Raw genomic sequence first — 18,641 nt, forward strand, 5'->3', positions numbered from 1 at the left:
ATCGAACAGTTTATAGCTGTTCGATTTTTTTATGAATAGCCTGCACCTTTGTACATTGAATTGAGATACAAATTTAACTTTTGTTTAACTTATTGAATAAGAAATAAGCTGTATTTTTGTCGCAAATATTAATTCAAAAAATAAATCAATATGAAAAAAAGTATTTTTTTAGCAGCTTCTTTAGCTGTTTTAGCTTTTGCAAGTTGTAGTAAAAGCGATGACAATGACCATAAAAACGATGTGCCTGCCGACCATTATCAGTTGAATAGTGATGGACTTACTTTAGTGAAATGGACAAACAGCAGCACTACTACTCTTGATATGCAAGCTGACAGCAAGCTGCAAAGAGTAAACACTATAGGAACTGAAGCCTTCAAAGGTTCAAATCTTACTTCTATCGTATTTCCTAATAGCTTAAAAGAAATAGGTGAAAGTGCTTTTGCTGGGACAAAACTTACAGGAGGTGTAAAATTTAACACTGCCTCTAATGTAGTTTTTGGCAAAGGAGCTTTCTATTTCTCAGATATAGTATCTGTACAATTGCCTTATACTACCGAAATTTCTAGCAGTATGTTTTCTCACTGCTACCATCTAAAAGAAGTAACTTTTGGAAAAGTAGGGGTTATAAGTAATGGTGCTTTTCACTCTTGCCACGCTCTTACACAGATAGACTTAAGAGGCTCGGGAGTTAGGCAAATAGGCGAAGCCGCTTTTGCTAGCTGTACAGCTCTTACTAAAGTATTCTTACCTGCTTCTGTAGAAAAGATTGATGGCCTTGTTTTCGGATACTGCAAATCATTGCAAAGCATTACGATTGATGCGCTCAACCCTCCTACTTTAGGTGATGATATCTTCTTTAACTTGAGTGCCAACGAAATCCCTAATATCTATGTACCTGCTATATCAGTAGATGATTATAAAAGAGCCGCTAAATGGAGTACTTACGCAGCTAAAATACACCCTAAACCATAAACGGGTAGTCCTCAAAAAGTTTAAAACATAAAAAAATCGAACAGTTTATAGCTGTTCGATTTTTTTATATTATATTCTAAAATTAACTAATGGGCAACTTGCTTGTACACTGCCATTAGCTGCTGATATACGGCTTCGTCAGTAAAATGTTGCGCGTGGGCATAGCCTTTCTCTATCATCTCTTCACGCAAAAGGCGGTCGCTACTGATGCGCACTATCGCCTCGCGTATCTCGTCGGCAGCCTTATCTAAACGAATATAGCACGAATGCGCGCCTCCGGCTTCAGCAAAACAACTACCCTCTGAAGTAATAACCGGCACTCGTGAGAAAAGCGCCTCGATAATAGGGATACCAAAGCCCTCGAATACCGAAGGGTAACAAAAAACCTCAGCCATTTGGTAAATCATCGCCAGCTCTTGCATCGATACCCCCTTGAGGGCTAACACGCGGTGGGATAGGTTATGTGCCTTGCAATAGGCTACTATCTGCTGATAATAAGCGGTTTGCGCTCCTACTAACACCAGCGACAAGTCCGACAGCGGGGCTATAGCTTTTACTATTTCGAGGGCATTCTTGCGGGGCTCTATCGCTCCTACATTCAGCACAAAGCGCGCTGGCAGACTATATTTGGCACGTACAGCAGCTTTTTCGGCTTCGGTATACTCCTGTTTAAACGCCTGATGACAGCCCTGATACACTACTGTTATCTTACTCTCTGGCACTTTCAGATAATCGATAATATCGCGCTTGGTCTGCTCGCTAATGGCTATAATATGCTGCGAATGCTGGGCTGCGTAGAAGAATTTGCGGTAATGTATTTTCCTATCAAAATAGGAATACAGCTGAGGGTAACGCATAAAAATAAGGTCGTGAATAGTAACCACTGTAGGCACGTGCTTGTGGATATTGCGGGGTATCTCGCCTGAAAGTCCGTGATAAATATCAATAGGCAGCTGCCTAGCTATATCAGTTATTTTTACGCTACGCCACAGGCTTTTGAGCTTTTTCCAGAAGAAAGATTGTGGGGTAATTTCGGTAGTTTGGGCATCGAGGGTAAGGCGCTGCGTTTTGGCAGGTTTGGGGTTGAAAAGGAAGAGCTTCCCTACCTTATGTTCTTGTAGAATACGGATAAGGTCTCGGCTATAATTGCCGAGACCACGTGTGTTATGAAAAGCGCGTTTGGCATCAAAAGCTATGTTCATTAGTACGCTCGTTCTTTATTTCCTTCGTAAAAGTTGATAAAGGCTCTGTTTACCACTCTATTGCCTCCATCAGTAGGATAGTCGCCTGTGAAATACCAGTCACCGAGGTTTTCAGGGCAGGCTTTGTGAAGATTATCAACGGTTTGGAAAATCACCACTACTTCTGAAGCGAAGTCTTTAGGCAATAGCAAGTCACGTATTTTATCTGAAATCTCCTCGTCGGTGAAAGGAGCATACACCTCTTTCACATAATTGACTACCTTATCATCGGTCAAATCTACCTGAGTGAGGCTCTTCTTATAAACGTCCTCAATAATATGATAGGTATTGCGCTCTTTATGAAGTGCTAACGCTGCCTGAAAAGCGACCAAGTCTTCCAAACGCGCCATATCAATACCATAGCAGTCTGGGTAACGTATTTGTGGTGCTGAAGATACTATCACTATCTTTTTAGGCTCTAACCTACCCAAAATACTAAGGATACTCTTCTTGAGGGTCGTGCCTCGCACAATACTATCATCAATAATCACTAAAGTATCGCCTTTTTGCAGCGCCCCGTAAGTAATATCATACACGTGTGCTACCAAATCATCACGACTGCTATCTTCAGTGATAAAAGTACGCAGTTTCACATCTTTGATAGCTACTTTCTCTGTACGGACTTTCTGCGAGAGTATAGTAGCATAGTCAGAGGTATTAGCTTGTGCTAACTGTTCTAATTTCTGTAAGTTAAGTTGATTTTCAGCTTCTTCTATCAGTCCGAGATAAGCTGTTTCAGCGGTGTTGGGTATGTATGCAAAAACAGTATCTTTCAGGTTATTATCAATAGCTTGAGCTATACGCGTATAGAGCAATTTGCCCAATGTCTTGCGCTCGCGGTAAATATCTTGGTCGCTGCCTCGCGAGAAGTAAATGCGTTCAAACGAACAAGCTTTACGCTCAGTAGGGGTAAGAATTTCTTTGAGGGTTACTTCGCCATTCTTCTTGATAATAATAGCGTTACCAGGAGGTAATTCTTGTACCGCTTCGTATTTTACATTGAAAACCGTTTGTATAGCAGGGCGTTCAGAGGCTACCACTACTATTTCGTCATCTTGGTAATAAAATGCAGGGCGTATACCAGCAGGGTCGCGCAGTACAAAAGCATCACCGTGACCAAACATACCTTCCATAGCATATCCTCCGTCCCAATACTTAGCAGCACGCTTTAGTATGCGCTCTATATCAAGGCGTTCAGCTATAAAAGGTGAGGCTTGCTGCTTGCTGAAGCCTTCTTCTTTCAGACTTCGGTAGAGTTCTTCCACCTCATCGTCTAAGAAGTGCCCCACTCCTTCCATTACTATTACGGTATCTGTTTTGTCTTTAGGATGTTGCCCCAAGCGCACGAGGTTCTGGAAGAGTTCGTGAGCATTGGTCATATTGAAGTTGCCCGCCATTATCAGGTTGCGGTATATCCAGTTATTCTCTCTGAGGAAAGGGTGCACGCTCTCAATACTATTCTTACCAAAAGTACCGTAGCGCACGTGCCCCATAATGACTTCGCCTATATAGGGGAGTTCTCTTTTCTGTTGGGCTACATCATCTTTGAGAGTAGGATTGGCTTTAAAACCTTTATTGATTCGCTCATTTATTTGCGAGAAAATATCTTGTACAGGCTGTTGTGCATTCGAGCGTATTCGGCTGATGTAGCGTTCACCTGGCGCCATATCGAGCTTGATACTCGCCAAACCAGCACCGTCTTGTCCGCGGTTGTGCTGTTTCTCTAACATTAGGTACATCTTATTGATTCCGTAGAAAGCAGAACCATATTTTTCCTTGTAAAACTCAAGGGGTTTAAGTAGGCGGATTAGCGCAATACCGCACTCGTGTTTTATTGTATCGCTCATTATTAAAATTGATATACTACTTCTAATTTATGTCCCGCAAGGGTGCGTTTGGCTTTTTCTAAATCTTCAGTAAAACCTAAAATATAGCCTCCTCCTCCTGAACCACAGAGTTTTAAGAAATAATCACCTGTGTCGATGCCTTGCTTCCAAAGGGTATGAAACTCCTTGGGTATCATAGGTTTGAAATGATTTAGCACAATACTTGATAGGCTTTTTATATTGCCAAACAACGATTTAAAGCGTCCTTTCAGAAAATCATCTATACAAGCATCAGTATATTTGATAAACTCTTCTTTGAGCATCTTTTGAAAGGCTTCATTCTTCATATTTTCCATAAAAATATGCACCATTGGCGCGGTTTCGCCTATGATGCCACTATCTAAGAGGAATACAGCTCCTTTGCCGTCAGGAGTTTGGGTAGGAATGCCCGTAGGCTCAATGTTATCGTAAGAGTTGATGAGAATAGGCAGACTCAAATAACTATTCAGTGGGTCTAAGCCTGAAGAAGTGCCGTGAAAAAACGACTCCATACGCCCAAAGATAGCTTTTAGTTGGAGGAGCTTTTCGCGAGTAAGGTCATCAATGGCACTAATAGGGTCGATAGCGTATTCGCTGTAGATAGCAGCCACCAAAGCACCGCTACTACCAACCCCATACCCTTGTGGAATACTACTATCAAAGTACATTCCGTCTGCAATATCGGCATTGAGTTTCTCGATATTGAAGCGCACTATAGGGTTTGCCTCATTAGTTAGAGTTTCGAGGTGAGAGGCAAAGGCTTTGAGTGCTTCATTAGACTTGTGGGCATCTTCTCTCTTCTGCCCGTTTGGCTCGCACTCTGCTAGGGTCTTCAGCGTACCCTTATAAAAGTTATAGGGAATAGCTAACCCTTTAGAGTTCTTGATAATACCGTATTCTCCGAAAAGAAGAATTTTAGAATAGAAAAGTTTCATTTTTTAAAAATCACTTTGCAAAAGTACATATTTTTTGTCAATCACAAATATTTTTCTTCTGAAAAATTAAAAATACTCTATTTTTCGTTCTACGTAAAGTATAGGAACGCCCTGTTCATATGTAATCATTTTCACCCAATTACCCTGCTTGTCATCCGTATATTTGTATTCACAAAGATAATTGGTTGAAAACGTTAAATGATAGGTCAAACGCCTATCTGAACCAAACTTATTTAAAAACCCATTTTTTTCACTCTCATTTATCAAAAGATATTCCTCTTTCAGATGGTTGTTTTGGTCATAAGTATATTTAGAATGCCATATAAAGTCGTCTATTTTCTGCGAAATTGCTTTAATGAGTTCTCCTTCTGCTCCATATTCATAAAGCCCTCGCCATATAAGTTGGTCGAATTGGTAAAGTTCTTTATTTACAAGTCTCTTATTGTTATAAATGTATATTTCCTTATACAAAGGGAGGTCTTCTACTTTCTTAAAATTTCTTTGGATAAGCTCTCCATCAACATTATAAGTATAAGTGTAGATTGTTTCATCTTTTGTTTTCAGGTCAAGTACTTCCTTTTCTAATTGCCCTTTGGTGTTATAAATAAGGGTATCCTTTGTCTCTAAAAAGTCGTGTACAAACGTCGATTTATCAATAAGGTGATTCTTTTTGTCGTAAGTATACACTATTTTCTTAGGTGATACAGTATTATAGAGCCATTTTTCAGTTATAAAACCATTTTTATCAAAGGTAATAGCCGAAGGGATAATATTTACTAAAAAATGTATGAAAAAAGCTTTTACCCCCATTCGTTCCATTTCGCTGTACTGTTTAATTTTTTCAGGAGGATAAATTCCTTGAGAGAAAGGGGTGCCTTTGATAAAATCGTTATCTTTTGCCTCAGCAAAATAAATAGAAGTTTTCACCGATTTTACCTTGCCTTTTAAGCCTATTTTAGCCCAGTCAGTAGGTACTGATTGGGCATAGGTACTCAAGGAAAACATTAATAGAAATATGTAAAAGAGTTTTTTCATTACTTTTGATAGCTTTTTATGAGTAAGTCTATTTCTTGCATTACTTCATTATGGGGTATCAAAAGCCTATTATCTGCTTGTGTTATACCCTCATCTAACGCTTGCAAAAGAACTTCATCGTCTTGCAAAGTTACCTCCCCATAAGGGTTCTATTTCCACCCCTATCGTAGCAAAAAAGTCTACTATTTGCTGGTACTGATGATAATCAATACTATTACACTATAGTATTCATTTATTGTTTATTTTCTAATTAACTACTTCTCCTGTTTCTATATTAATCTTTATAGATTTAATTCCTTTTTCACCATTCAGTAAGGTGTAGTTTTGCATAAAAGTCCATACATTCCCATTTTTTGAAACACTAAGATTATCTAATCTTGTGTTCTTAGGAAATGAATTAAAAGATTTTACACTATTACTACTTAGCTCCCATTTTTTAATATTATCTTTTAGATTAATTCTGCTGAAAGAATCTCTGTAGAAATATATAATTTCCTCAGAATTCAAAAGGAAATAGTATTTACTGAAAGATGGATCGTCGCTATCTAAGTTATTCACTAACTTTAATTCTGTTTCCGAAGCATATAATAGTTCCCAATTATTGTCATAGAAGAAATATCTACTAAGCTCTCTACCATTAATAGCTATTTCTGTATGTATCTTAAAACCAAATTCTCCCCATATTTCAATATTCTCAATTCGTAAAAGTCTATTTTTGAAATCTATTTTTTTAAGAGTTTCTTGATTAAATAGATATATTAAATAATAATACCTATTTTGAGCATAAGGATCTTTATTCTCTTTGAACGCCATTAAAAATATATTATTATTACTCTTTACTATATTCCAAAGCAGCTGATTTGTTTTTATATATTCTGTTTCTCCAAATCCTTTATCGATAGAAATACTTTCAGGGATATTGACTTTATATTCTTTTATAATTTTACTATTCTCTATTTTATATAGTAACAATTCTCTCTCTGTTTTTTGAGTAATATATGTTATGTCAGTAAAAGTTCTATGGTTTGATCCTGTTTCATTTTCCTCAAATAAGTGTCCATCTACAAAAATTAATGAATAGCCTTTCTGTACAAACCTTATATTAATAAGTTTATCATTTGTATTCATTAATTCTGCTTCAACATCTTTATTGTCAAAAGGTAATTGTTCTATTTTATTACCCTGAATTTTTAGCAATGTAACTTTTCTATCTCCTTTTAATGTAATATACTCAACAGCATTTTTGGTAAGAGAATTTTCCATATATCCTAAAAGATTCCAATCATTATCGTATAAGAACCCTTTTTCATACAATGTACGTTCCTTTCTTATTAAATAACCCTCACCCTCCCTTTTTCTTATATCAAATAAAAGAGTTTTCTTCTCTATTTCTTTAAATTTATTATCATGAAAACAAAAAGCTTTACATAATAACCATCAGGAAAGTTCACATCTCCTATCCAAGCAAAAATACTTCCATCTTTATGCTTCATTATATTAGACTTAACTTTTGATACTTCAATTGTTCTTCCCTCTATCTCTACAGCATTAGGAATAGCTTCTTGATGTTGTACTATTATTTTTCTATCCTCAATTTTATAAAAGTAAAAAGTATTACCTTTTCTACCACTTATAAAAGTAGATTTCCCTTCTTCTAATGCTCCTGTTAGTTGAATGTCATTAGGAATACCTGCTTGTTCTGCTAAAAGTTCAATCCCGTTTTTAGACCTATGACCACTATCTGGTTTTTGCTCATCTTCTTTCTTAGAACAAGAAAAAGATAGGGTTATCAAAAACAAAACAAAAATAATTAGAGATATTTTTTTCATCGGTAAAATATTTTTTATGGGTTATTATTAAAAAACTTTGCCAAAGGTGCCAGCCGCACGGGCTATAAACCTTTGGCAAAGTGTATCATTAGCTTATGATTTTGCAACTACTATTCTTGTTGTTACTTCGTCGAAGGCTATTTCTTCTCCCTCTGGCAGACTCTCTACAAAACTGATGCTATCAGTAAGGGTTTCGTTCTTGATATAGGCTTCGTTGGCTGTAACGGCTGCTTGTAGGGCAGGTTGCGCTTGAAGGCGTATTTGTATACGGTCGGTGATGTCGTAATCGTTGTCCTTACGGATATTCTGAATGCGGTTCACCAACTCACGGGCGATACCCTCTTGGCGCAATTCAGGGGTGATGTGAATATCTAAAGCTACCAACAGACTGCCTGCGGTGGCTACCAACCAGCCTTCTATATCTTGGGTACTGATTTCTACATCGTCCAAACTTAAAGTAACTGCTTTGTCGGGTAGTTGCAAGCTGTATGTTTGTGCTTTTTCAAACTGTGCTATCTCTTCCTGTCCAAAGGCTTGTACCGCTGTGGCAATAGCTTTCATATCCTTGCCAAACTTAGGGCCTAAGGTCTTGAAGTTCGGCTTGATTTGTTTTACCAATATACCCGATGCATCTTCCAAGAGTTCTATTTCCTTCACATTCACCTCGTGCTTGATGAGGTTTGCTACGGCTTCTATTTCGGCACGCTCGGTAGCGTTAGCTATCGGTATCATTATCTTTTGCAAAGGTTGACGCACCTTGATGCTTTCTTTCTTGCGCAACGATAGTACTAAGGACGAGATTGTCTGCGCTTTCTGCATCTTGCTTTCCAATGACTTATCGATGTAGCTTTCGTTAGCTACGGGGAAGTCGGTGAGGTGTACACTCTCTTTGTTTTCTTTACCGGTAACGCTCACCAAGTCTTTGTATAATCTATCGGCATAGAAAGGTGCTACAGGCGCCATCAGTTTGGCGATGGTTACTAGACAGGTGTAAAGCGTTTGGTAAGCGGCTATCTTGTCTGCTTCATACTCCCCTTTCCAGAAACGGCGACGTGACAAGCGCACGTACCAGTTACTGAGGTTTTCTTGTACAAAATCTGAAATAGCGCGAGTAGCGCGGGTAGGCTCATAATCAGCATATAGTGCATCTACTTCTTTGATGAGGGTATTGAGTTCCGAAAGTATCCAGCGGTCTATTTCAGGGCGTTCAGCCAGTGGTATATCGGCTTCAGCATAAGTGAAGCTGTCGGTATTGGCATAGAGCGCAAAGAATGAATAAGTGTTGTAGAGCGTACCGAAGAACTTACGGCGCACTTCGGCTACCCCTTCCAAGTCAAACTTGAGGTTATCCCAAGGGTTAGCGTTAGAAATCATATACCAGCGAGTGGCATCGGCGCCATACTCGGCTATGGTAGTGAAGGGGTCTACCGCATTGCCCAAGCGTTTCGACATCTTTTGTCCGTTCTTGTCGAGTACCAAACCGTTAGACACTACGTTTTTGTACGCCACACTATTGAATACCGAAGTAGCAATGGCGTGAAGTGTATAGAACCAACCGCGTGTTTGGTCTACCCCCTCCGCTATAAAGTCGGCTGGATAGGCGGTGTGATTTTCTATATAGTCCTTGTTTTCAAAAGGATAGTGCCATTGTGCATACGGCATAGACCCAGAGTCGAACCATACGTCGATAAGGTCACTTTCGCGGTGCATTGGCTTGCCTGAAGGCGATACGAGCACTATGTTATCTACTATATTTTTGTGCAAATCTACCTTATCGTAATTGCTTTCGGAGTTGTCGCCCACTACAAAATCTTTATAAGGGTCAGCAGTCATCACGCCTGCCGTGATAGCTTTTTGTATTTCGGCTTTTAGTTCTTCTACCGAACCTATGCAGATTTCCTCTTGCTTATCGTCAGTACGCCAAATAGGTAGCGGGATACCCCAATAGCGCGAACGCGAAAGGTTCCAGTCGTTAGCATTTTTGAGCCAGTTGCCAAAACGCCCTTCACCGGTAGCCTTAGGTTTCCAGTTGATGGTTTCATTGAGCTCGAACATACGCTCTTTGAAATCGGTTACACGTACGAACCACGAGTCGAGCGGGTAGTACAGCACCGGTTTATCAGTACGCCAGCAGTGCGGATAGCTGTGTACGTATTTTTCTACTTTGAAGGCTTTGTTTTCTTCTTTGAGGAGAATCGCTAAACTCACATCCCACGATTTTTCAGGCGCTTGCCCTGCATCGTAATACTCATTTTTGATATATTTACCGGCAAAAGCCTCCGGAATATTGTGCCCTTCAATGAATTTTCCTTGCAAATCTACCAGCGGAATGAGGTTGCCGTGCGCGTCTTTTACCAACATTGGGGGGATACCATATTCTTTGGCTACACGGGCGTCATCAGCACCAAAAGTAGGAGCGATATGTACGATACCTGTACCATCATCAGTGGTAACAAAGTCGCCTGCAATCACACGGAAAGCCTCAGTAGGGTTTTCGGCAGGAGCCCACCAAGGAATAAGTTGCTCGTAAGTAGTACCCACGAGGTCTGCGCCTTTGCATTCTCCTAATATTTGGTAAGGAATTATCTTGCTTTCAGGCGTATAAGCTGCTAAGGCTTCTGCATCACCCTCTACGAACTTTTTGCCGAATTGTTTTGCCAAAAGCGGTTTACCAATGATGATAGTAATGGGCTGAAAAGTATATTGATTGAATGTTTTTAGCAGTACATACTCAATCTCTTTGCCTACAGCTAGTGCGGTGTTAGAAGGCAATGTCCAAGGGGTAGTTGTCCAAGCGAGGATATGGATAGGCTCGGTAGGGTTGCCCAATAGTTTGGCTGCCGCTGCTGACAATGCTTTCACTTTGAACTGTGCTACAACAGTAGTATCGCTCACATCGCGGTAGCAGCCCGGTTGGTTGAGCTCGTGCGATGACAAGCCGGTACCTGCCTTAGGCGAATAAGGCTGAATGGTATAGCCTTTGTATAGCAATCCTTTATTGTAGAGTTGTTTCAAAAGCCACCAAACGCTTTCCATATATTTGGGTTTATAGGTGATGTAAGGGTCTTCCATATCCACCCAATAGCCTATCTTCTCGGTAAGGTCGTTCCAGATGTCGGTATAGCGCATCACGGCCTCCTTACAAGCCTTGTTGTAGTCCTCTACGCTTATTTTTTTGCCTATATCTTCTTTGGTAATACCGAGTTCTTTCTCTACCCCGAGTTCTACGGGCAAGCCGTGGGTATCCCAACCTGCTTTGCGTTTTACTTGAAATCCTTTCTGAGTTTTATAGCGACAGAAAATATCCTTAATAGAGCGCGCCATCACGTGGTGAATGCCAGGTACGCCATTAGCGGATGGTGGTCCTTCAAAAAACACGAACGGAGCAGCACCCTCGCGTGAGGTGATACTCTGCTCAAAGATGTTAGCGGCTTTCCAAAAAGCCAATATTTCTTCTGCTATCTTAGTAAGGTCTAAGTGTTTGTACTCGTTGAATTTCATATACTTAGTTTTTAGTCGTTAGACATTAGTTTGCGGCAAAGATAAAAAATATTTTTTGATTTTTAAAACTCTGGAAATGGCACTACACAATTTCCTCCTGCTATTGATTGCTGAGTAAGTTCTGCTATACACGACCATAGGGCGCCATCATATACATTTTGGTCTAATGGTAAGCCATTCTTCAGGCAGTACACCAAGCGGTAATCCATTACGATGTCCATTGGTTTTTGGTCAGGAAGTAGTGTGCGTAGGTAGGCTGTTTCGCGATAGTAAGGGTGTTCGTATTCCTCTAAATAAGCCGTAATTTCATCGGGAGTAAGCTGTTTTTCCTCTCTATCGTCAAAATAAAGCTGAGGGGCAGGATATTTCTGTATAAAACCTTTAGTGCCACTGAGCATAAAGATACGCGAGTAAGGACGCGGATTGGTTACATCGTGTTGTAATATTATAGTTTTGCCTTTGGCGGTGCGCAACAGACTTATATTCATATCGCCAGTGTAGTGTGCTTGGGCTTCTGCCGAATTTTTGCCAAAATGCTCTTCGGCATATTCGCGCATCCCTACAGCTAAAGACGACATCGATACAAGACTCTCTAAGCGGTCGGTGCGCAGTATGCCCATCGCCTGACAAATAGGCGCGATGCCGTGCGTAGGATAAGGATTGCCCTCAAAGGTTTTGCTGTACTGCATTCGCCACTTGCCCCGCTCTATATCGCGGTCTGTCTGCCTAAAGTTTAAGTGTCGTAAGTCGTGTATATAAGCCCCCTCTGCGTGTACTAATTCGCCCAGTCTGCCCTGTTTTACCAGCTCAATGCTCATCAATTCGAAGTGGTCATAACACACATTCTCAAGCATCATACAGTGCCGTTGCGTTTCTTCAGCTGTGCGGACGATACGCTTACAGTCGGCTATGGTCATTGCCAGAGGCACTTCTATAGCTACGTGCTTGCCACATTGCATTGCATAGATAGCCATAGGGGCGTGTTGTTGCCAAGGAGTCGAAATATAAAGAAGATCAATATTAGGATGTTCACATAGTTTTCGCCAGTCATCAGGAGCGGTATAATAGGCTGGCTGCACGGGTAGATGTGCCGTAAGGGCTTTTACTTTTTGCATAGCTTCTTCGCCCACCTCAGCTATGGCAACTATCTGCACCTCTAACTGCAAATAGCGTTTCACTGCCTCAATACCACGCACTCCTACACCTATAAAGGCAATGCGCAGTTGTGGTATCGAAGCTACAGAAAGGTTAAAAACATCCATTTTTTAGTTTTAGTTGAATACAATTTTCTTGCCGTCTTCAGCCAAATGTACATTAGGGAACACCTCTTGAGCTTCGGCTTTGAAAAGATTGACATCAGCATAACGCGAAGAGTAATGCCCTAATATCAAGGCTTCGGCACCGGCATTCTTAGCGGTAAGTCCTGCTTGGTAGGCTGTAGCGTGCATTGTTTTAGCGGCTAACTCTTCGTTGTTTTTTAAGAAAGTAGATTCGTGATATACCACCCTTGCTCCTTGTATATCAGCAGCTAACCCTTCAAAATAGAGGGTGTCACTACAATAAGCATAGCTTTGCGGACGTTGAGGTGCAAAAGTAAGTACCTCATTAGCAATAACCTCTCCACTATTCAATACTACATCTTTACCATTTTTGATATTCTGATAGTCGCATACTTCTATTTCAGGGTATTGCTGTATAGCATCCATATTCAGTCGGCGTTCTCCTTCTTTTTCCTGAAAGAAAAAACCATTAGTATACACACGATGTTGTAGTGGAATGGTGCGGACTGATACTTTATCATCTTCATAGAGCAACTCAGGCTCTTTGCCAGAAAGTTCGTGAAAGTACAAAGGGAAAGGGGTATAAGCACCCCCCAGCTTGAGGATAAGCAGCACCGCCTCTTTGATACCCTTAGGTCCGTAGATATGCATTTCTGCCTCGCGCCCTAAAAGTTGAAAAGTAGAGATAAGCCCAAAAAGCCCATAGAAATGATCGCCGTGCAGATGCGATATGAAGATATGCTTAATGCGAGCAAACTTAGCATTGGCATTGCGCAATGCTACTTGGGTAGCCTCCCCACAATCTATCAAGAAGAGGTGTCCGCGCATTTCTAGCAACTGAGCCGAAGGGCGCGCGTTAGAGCGAGGGGTAGCGCTATGGCAACCCAATATTGTTACTTCCATAAGTCGCGTTCTATTTCGTCTATTTCTATAAGGTCGTAGGCTTCTTGCAGAGAGGGAGCTAAATTTAGTTCTACTTCAGTCCCCTCATATACTAATTCAGCACTTACCACCGCTATTGATTTTTGGTGTTTTTTGCTATGCTGTTTAGCTATAGATACTAAAGGCTTTAGGTCTTTTGCTGTCCACTTTTCATCTTCTGAAAGCAGCAAAATAAGGTGCTGAGTACTAAGGGACTCCTCTTCTTTAAAACGACTCACAAAATCAGCTACCTCCTCCTTTCTTAAAGCTACTTCAAGAGTATTTTCTTTCATTTTCTATTTATCAATGATTTGCTAATCTATTAATTGACACATTGTCTCATCAGAAAATTGTCTTATCGACTCATCAACTAATATAGGGTAATTTGCATCTTCATACCTCTCTACAATATCTGTCAGTACCATTAGTTCTATATAGTTAGGGTCGTTTTCAGAAGTTTCATCAGAGACCAATTGCAAAAGCTCTCCAATCCGTGCCATTATTGCATTATATTGTATTTCATTCTCTATCATAATGTTATATTTTATTTATACTCTCAATTTTATCGTATTCTTTATGAGTACCTAGAAAACGTATGTATATAATTTTAGGCACAAATAAAATATGTACTACTAACCGAAAGTGATTCCCTTTTATATTAAAAACAAATCTACCATTACCTACAGCATCTACACTATTAAAGTCTCTTTTAATATCTGCATAACAAGACCACTCTGCAATCATTGCCTTATTATACCAATCTTCAAGAGGTATTTTTGCTTCCGCGTGCTTTGTATAAAAATCAATAATAGTTTTCTTAGCAATAATTCTCATTGGTTATGTTTTTCAAAAATTAGTTAATTAGCTAATTATATCAAAACCGGTATATTTTCTGAGTACTTCTGGCACTACTATGCCTTCAGGGGTTTGGTAGTTTTCTAGAATACCTGCCAACACACGAGGCAAAGCAAGCGAACTACCGTTGAGGGTATGCACTAATCGGTTTTTGCCTTCGTTATCTTTGAAACGCAATTTAAGTCGGTTGGCTTGGAAAGTTTCGAAGTTAGACACCGAACTTATCTCTAACCATTTCTCTTGAGCTGTAGAATACACCTCAAAATCATAGGTTATTGCCGAAGTAAAACCTAAATCACCACCACACAAACGCAAAATATGATATGGCAACTTCAACTCATTTAGTATGCCTTTCACGTGCTCTATCATTCCCTCAAGTGCTTTGTACGAATGGTCAGGGTGCTCTATACGCACGATTTCTACCTTGTCGAACTGGTGCAAACGGTTCAGTCCGCGCACGTGTGCCCCATAGCTACCAGCTTCTCGGCGGAAACAAGGCGTGTAGGCAGTACAACAAATAGGCAAATCGCTCTCATTGAGCAATGTATCTCTGAAAATATTGGTTACAGGCACTTCAGCTGTAGGAATAAGGTAAAGATTATCTACCCCTACGTGGTACATCTGTCCTTCTTTATCAGGCAACTGACCGGTACCATAACCTGAGGCTTCATTTACTACGTGAGGTACTTGGTATTCGTTATAACCTGCTTCAGTATTCTTATCGAGGAAGTAGGTGATAAGGGCGCGCTGCAGTTTTGCTCCTTTACCCTTATAAACAGGAAATCCCGCCCCAGTGAGCTTAACACCCAATTCAAAATCAATGAGGTCGTACTTCTTAGCCAACTCCCAGTGAGGCAAAGCGTCCTTGCCTAAATTAGGTATTTCGCCTGCTTCAAACACCACCACATTATCAGCCTCTGAGGTACCTTCGGGCACCAAGTCATTAGGGATATTAGGCACACGGTATAACAATTCGTTTAGACTCTCAACAGTACCATTAAGCGTATCGGTTAGCGTTTTAATAGTATCTTTTAGAGTAGCTGTTTCAGCTTTTAGCGCATTCGCTTTTTCAGTCTCTCCTGATTTGAAGAGGCTACCTATTTCCTTAGAAAGTGTATTCGATTTTGCCAACGACTCATCAAGCGCCAGCTGAGTGCTGCGGCGTTTCTCGTCTAAGGCGATAATTTCATCTATAAGCCCCAACTCTTTGAAGTTGCGCTTTTTAAGTCCCGCAAGTACGCGGTCTTTCTCTTCTCTAATAGTGTTTAGTTGTAACATATTTTTTTAATTAACAAGGTAGAGACTATAAGTATTTTAAACTTTGCCAAAGCCCATAAGTAAAGACTTTGGCAAAGTATATGGCGTTCCTAATTACAAAGCAGTTGCAAAAGCAATAAGACCAAAGATAATACCTGGTAAGTTTGCTAATAATATAGGATAGTCACGTTTCGGTTTTTTGAAGAAACCATACACCACCCATAATGAGCAGTTAATAGCTGCTACCAAAGGCTGTACAGGATTTCCTTTGTGTCCTGCAAGGTTATCACCGATTTGTGGTATGTATGACACATACATACCAATTGAAGCAGCCATAGCTACCCAACCCAAAATGTTAAAAAATTTACTATTTTCCATATATAATTATTTTTATATTGCTTATTTTATTGGCAAATTGACTCATTTGCTCATTAATTATCCTCTTCTATAGCAAACAGAAACGCTTCTTTATTCACTACTTTTTCAGCAAAGTCAGCAATAGAATTTTCTGTCAGCTCTTTTCTAAAGTTATCGCGGAAAGGCTGTACCGAAGTGTGTAGCGGACAAGGTTTTTCATCAGAACAAGGGCGTAGGCTCATTGCACATTTTATAAACTTATCAGCCTCGCCTATCTGTTCTACTACACGCATTAAGGGTTGCTCTTTCTCGTCATCGGTCAGCCAAAAGCCACCTCCAGGCCCCTTGTTAGAGCTTATTACTTTCTTGCGCACTAAGGCTTGAAGTATTTTTGCTAAAAAAGGGAGTGGTATATGTAGCGCATCGGCTACTTCTTTTACCCCTATACGCTTGCTTTCTGATGAGTTAGCGGCAAGATATATCACTGCATTGATGGCATATTTGCTTGAATTAGATAACATAATGTTTTCTTCTTTATTTTCTATTTACAATTTATCTATTTGTCTACTAATTACCAATTTTTGTATCTCAGTAGTCCCCTCGCCTATGGTACATAACTTAGAGTCGCGGAAGAATTTTTCTACCGGAAAATCTTTTGTATACCCATAGCCTCCGTGTATTTGTATAGCTTCAGTAGCTACGCGTACGCACATTTCAGAACTGTACATCTTAGCCATAGCCCCCGATAGGGTAACGCGCTGATGGTTGTTCTTTTGGTAAGCCGCCTTGTGTAGCAAGAGCTCTGAGGCTTCTATTTCGGTAGCCATATCAGCCAGCTTAAAGCCCACCCCTTGTAGCTCGATAAGGCGTTTGCCAAACTGTACGCGCTCTTTAGCGTACTTCAGTGCTGCCTCGTAAGCCCCTTTAGCAATACCGAGTGACAGTGCCCCTATAGAGATGCGTCCGCCATCTAATATCTTCATCGCTTGTATGAAGCCCTCGCCTACTTCGCCCAAACGGTTAGCATCGGGTATTCTACAATCCTGAAAAACAAGCTCTGCCGTTTCGCTAGCACGCATACCGAGTTTGTTTTCTTTTTTACCACTGCTAAAACCAGGGGTTCCTCGTTCTACTGCAAAGGCAGTGATAGCGTGCTTATCGCCTTTCTCGCCAGTGCGTGCAATAACGACTGCTATCTGCCCACTTTTGCCGTGAGTAATGAAGTTTTTAGCCCCATTCAGTACCCAGCTATCACCGTCTTTTACGGCTGTAGTAGCCATACCGCCAGAGTCAGAACCTGTATTGTGCTCAGTGATACCCCAAGCGCCTATCCATTCACCTGAAGCCAACTTAGGCAACCAACGCTGTTTCTGCTCTTCATTGCCAAAACTTAAAATATGATTTGTACAAAGTGAATTATGAGCTGCTATAGAAAGCCCTATCGAAGGGTCTACTTTAGAAATCTCTTCTACTATAGCGATGTAATCGTGGTAATCTAAGCCTGAACCACCATATATTTCAGGCACTAAGACCCCCATAAAGCCTAAATCGCCCGCTTTTCTGAATACCTCTATAGGAAATTCCTGACTTTCGTCCCATTCCATTACGTGTGGACGTACATACTTTTCGGCAAACTCCTTAGCAGCTTGAGCTACCATTAGCTGTGTTTCTGAATAGCTAAAATTCATTCGTTAATTTCTTTTCTTTATTAAATTGCAAAAGTACAAAAATAATTACAACTAGCAAATTTGTTTTTTTAGTTGTCCACGTACAAATACAAGGCTAATCTTTTGATGCGCGCCTCATCAAACCCCTCTATTTGCAAAAGGTCATCGAGGTGTTTGAACATTCCTACCTCTGAGCGCAAGCCTATTATTTTATTGCTTTCGCCATATTTTATGTAGGGTATCTTGCTCAAATCGTATCTGCTTATCGCATTGAGGTCTTTTTTGACTATCACGGGTGGTGTTTTCACCTCAAAACGTGCTGCCACTCGCTCATATACTTCTTTTTCAAGTCCGTATACCTCTGCCACTTGGTCTATATAGGTAAAACCTTGTAGCTTTTCTTTGTATTTTAGTATCCTGTTAGAAAATCCCTCGCCTATACCGTATATTTTCATCAATTCCTCTTGAGTAGCGGTGTTGATGTCTTGCTTTTCGAAGTGCTGTGCGGCTGTTTTCTGCTCACTCTCTTTTCTCTTGTTTTTTACCCATTCGGGGAAACGAAAGGCAGGAGCTATACGGCGGAGCAGACTATCAGAAATACCCGTAACCCGCTGAAACTCTTCAGCAGAATTAACGTACTTGCCTGCTGCGCGAAATGCCTGCAGCTTATCGAGTTGCGCTGTGGTAAGTCCTAATTTAAAGCCTTTATAATCGCTGATAAAATTAGGATTAAAAGGATAAATAGTATCTTTATGGCGTGCTGCCAGCTGCCGTAGCGAATCTAACTCCTTTTGCAAACGAGTATCTTCGACCTCAGCAAATGATGACGAGATAGGCCAATAATAAAACACCAGCTGCCCTACAACCATCAATACCAAAAGTGCTAAAATACCTCTATTGCGCTGATAGTCAAAAAACATTTTTCT

Annotated in this window: 18 protein-coding genes; 1 reads left to right on the forward strand and 17 read right to left on the reverse strand. The window is 40.4% G+C overall.

Going from position 1 to position 18,641, the window contains the following annotated elements; all coding sequences use genetic code 11:
• Positions 1-150 precede the first annotated feature (150 nt).
• Complete coding sequence (locus FOC45_RS10580; protein ID WP_009390334.1) at positions 151-972, forward strand: leucine-rich repeat domain-containing protein; 822 nt, start codon at positions 151-153, stop codon at positions 970-972.
• A gap of 86 nt (positions 973-1,058) precedes the next feature.
• On the opposite strand, the gene FOC45_RS10585 is transcribed toward FOC45_RS10580, so the two are convergent.
• The 17 genes from FOC45_RS10585 to FOC45_RS10665 form a co-directional block, all read right to left on the reverse strand.
• Positions 1,059-2,174, reverse strand: a complete 1,116-nt coding sequence (locus tag FOC45_RS10585) for a glycosyltransferase family 1 protein (RefSeq protein ID WP_009390333.1) — start codon at positions 2,172-2,174, stop codon at positions 1,059-1,061.
• Positions 2,174-4,060, reverse strand: coding sequence for a hypothetical protein (locus FOC45_RS10590; RefSeq protein ID WP_009390332.1), 1,887 nt, complete (start codon positions 4,058-4,060; stop codon positions 2,174-2,176). Before FOC45_RS10590 ends, FOC45_RS10585 begins: the two co-directional genes overlap by 1 nt.
• Before the next feature lie 2 nt (positions 4,061-4,062).
• The gene (locus tag FOC45_RS10595) at positions 4,063-5,013 is read right to left on the reverse strand and encodes a mevalonate kinase (RefSeq protein WP_009390331.1); all 951 of its coding nucleotides are present in this window, start codon (positions 5,011-5,013) and stop codon (positions 4,063-4,065) included.
• Between the two features lie 66 nt (positions 5,014-5,079).
• Positions 5,080-6,048, reverse strand: a complete 969-nt coding sequence (locus FOC45_RS10600) for a hypothetical protein (RefSeq protein WP_009390330.1) — start codon at positions 6,046-6,048, stop codon at positions 5,080-5,082.
• A 246-nt stretch (positions 6,049-6,294) separates the two neighbouring features.
• A complete protein-coding gene (locus FOC45_RS10605) occupies positions 6,295-7,311 on the reverse strand; it encodes a hypothetical protein (RefSeq protein WP_009390328.1) in 1,017 nt (338 codons plus the stop codon).
• A gap of 122 nt (positions 7,312-7,433) precedes the next feature.
• The gene (locus FOC45_RS10610; RefSeq protein ID WP_009390327.1) at positions 7,434-7,877 is read right to left on the reverse strand and encodes a hypothetical protein; all 444 of its coding nucleotides are present in this window, start codon (positions 7,875-7,877) and stop codon (positions 7,434-7,436) included.
• A gap of 93 nt (positions 7,878-7,970) precedes the next feature.
• Positions 7,971-11,378 (reverse strand): isoleucine--tRNA ligase, encoded by a 3,408-nt coding sequence (gene ileS / locus FOC45_RS10615; RefSeq protein ID WP_009390326.1) that lies wholly within the window; start codon positions 11,376-11,378, stop codon positions 7,971-7,973.
• Positions 11,379-11,440: 62 nt separating this feature from the next.
• The gene (locus FOC45_RS10620; protein ID WP_009390325.1) at positions 11,441-12,640 is read right to left on the reverse strand and encodes a Gfo/Idh/MocA family protein; all 1,200 of its coding nucleotides are present in this window, start codon (positions 12,638-12,640) and stop codon (positions 11,441-11,443) included.
• A gap of 9 nt (positions 12,641-12,649) precedes the next feature.
• The gene (locus FOC45_RS10625; RefSeq protein ID WP_009390324.1) at positions 12,650-13,561 is read right to left on the reverse strand and encodes a ribonuclease Z; all 912 of its coding nucleotides are present in this window, start codon (positions 13,559-13,561) and stop codon (positions 12,650-12,652) included.
• Positions 13,552-13,872, reverse strand: coding sequence for a hypothetical protein (locus tag FOC45_RS10630; protein ID WP_009390323.1), 321 nt, complete (start codon positions 13,870-13,872; stop codon positions 13,552-13,554). The genes FOC45_RS10625 and FOC45_RS10630 overlap by 10 nt, the downstream gene beginning before the upstream one ends.
• 21 nt (positions 13,873-13,893) lie before the next feature.
• Positions 13,894-14,079, reverse strand: a complete 186-nt coding sequence (locus FOC45_RS10635) for an XRE family transcriptional regulator (RefSeq protein WP_231121863.1) — start codon at positions 14,077-14,079, stop codon at positions 13,894-13,896.
• A 37-nt stretch (positions 14,080-14,116) separates the two neighbouring features.
• On the reverse strand, positions 14,117-14,413 hold the full coding sequence (locus tag FOC45_RS10640; protein WP_009390321.1) for a type II toxin-antitoxin system HigB family toxin: 297 nt from the start codon (positions 14,411-14,413) through the stop codon (positions 14,117-14,119).
• Between the two features lie 27 nt (positions 14,414-14,440).
• A complete protein-coding gene (gene serS, locus FOC45_RS10645; protein WP_009390320.1) occupies positions 14,441-15,712 on the reverse strand; it encodes a serine--tRNA ligase in 1,272 nt (423 codons plus the stop codon).
• A 93-nt stretch (positions 15,713-15,805) separates the two neighbouring features.
• Positions 15,806-16,069: a SemiSWEET family transporter gene (locus FOC45_RS10650; protein WP_009390319.1), complete on the reverse strand. Its 264-nt coding sequence runs from the start codon at positions 16,067-16,069 to the stop codon at positions 15,806-15,808.
• Between the two features lie 53 nt (positions 16,070-16,122).
• Entirely contained in the window at positions 16,123-16,569 is a 447-nt protein-coding gene (locus tag FOC45_RS10655) for an Rrf2 family transcriptional regulator (protein WP_009390318.1), read from the reverse strand.
• Positions 16,570-16,593: 24 nt separating this feature from the next.
• Positions 16,594-17,736 (reverse strand): acyl-CoA dehydrogenase family protein, encoded by a 1,143-nt coding sequence (locus tag FOC45_RS10660; RefSeq protein WP_009390317.1) that lies wholly within the window; start codon positions 17,734-17,736, stop codon positions 16,594-16,596.
• Positions 17,737-17,804: 68 nt separating this feature from the next.
• Complete coding sequence (locus FOC45_RS10665; RefSeq protein WP_009390316.1) at positions 17,805-18,635, reverse strand: helix-hairpin-helix domain-containing protein; 831 nt, start codon at positions 18,633-18,635, stop codon at positions 17,805-17,807.
• Positions 18,636-18,641 lie beyond the last annotated feature (6 nt).

It is taken from the genome of Capnocytophaga sp. FDAARGOS_737 (genome assembly GCF_009730375.1).
GTDB classification, from domain to species: domain Bacteria; phylum Bacteroidota; class Bacteroidia; order Flavobacteriales; family Flavobacteriaceae; genus Capnocytophaga; species Capnocytophaga leadbetteri.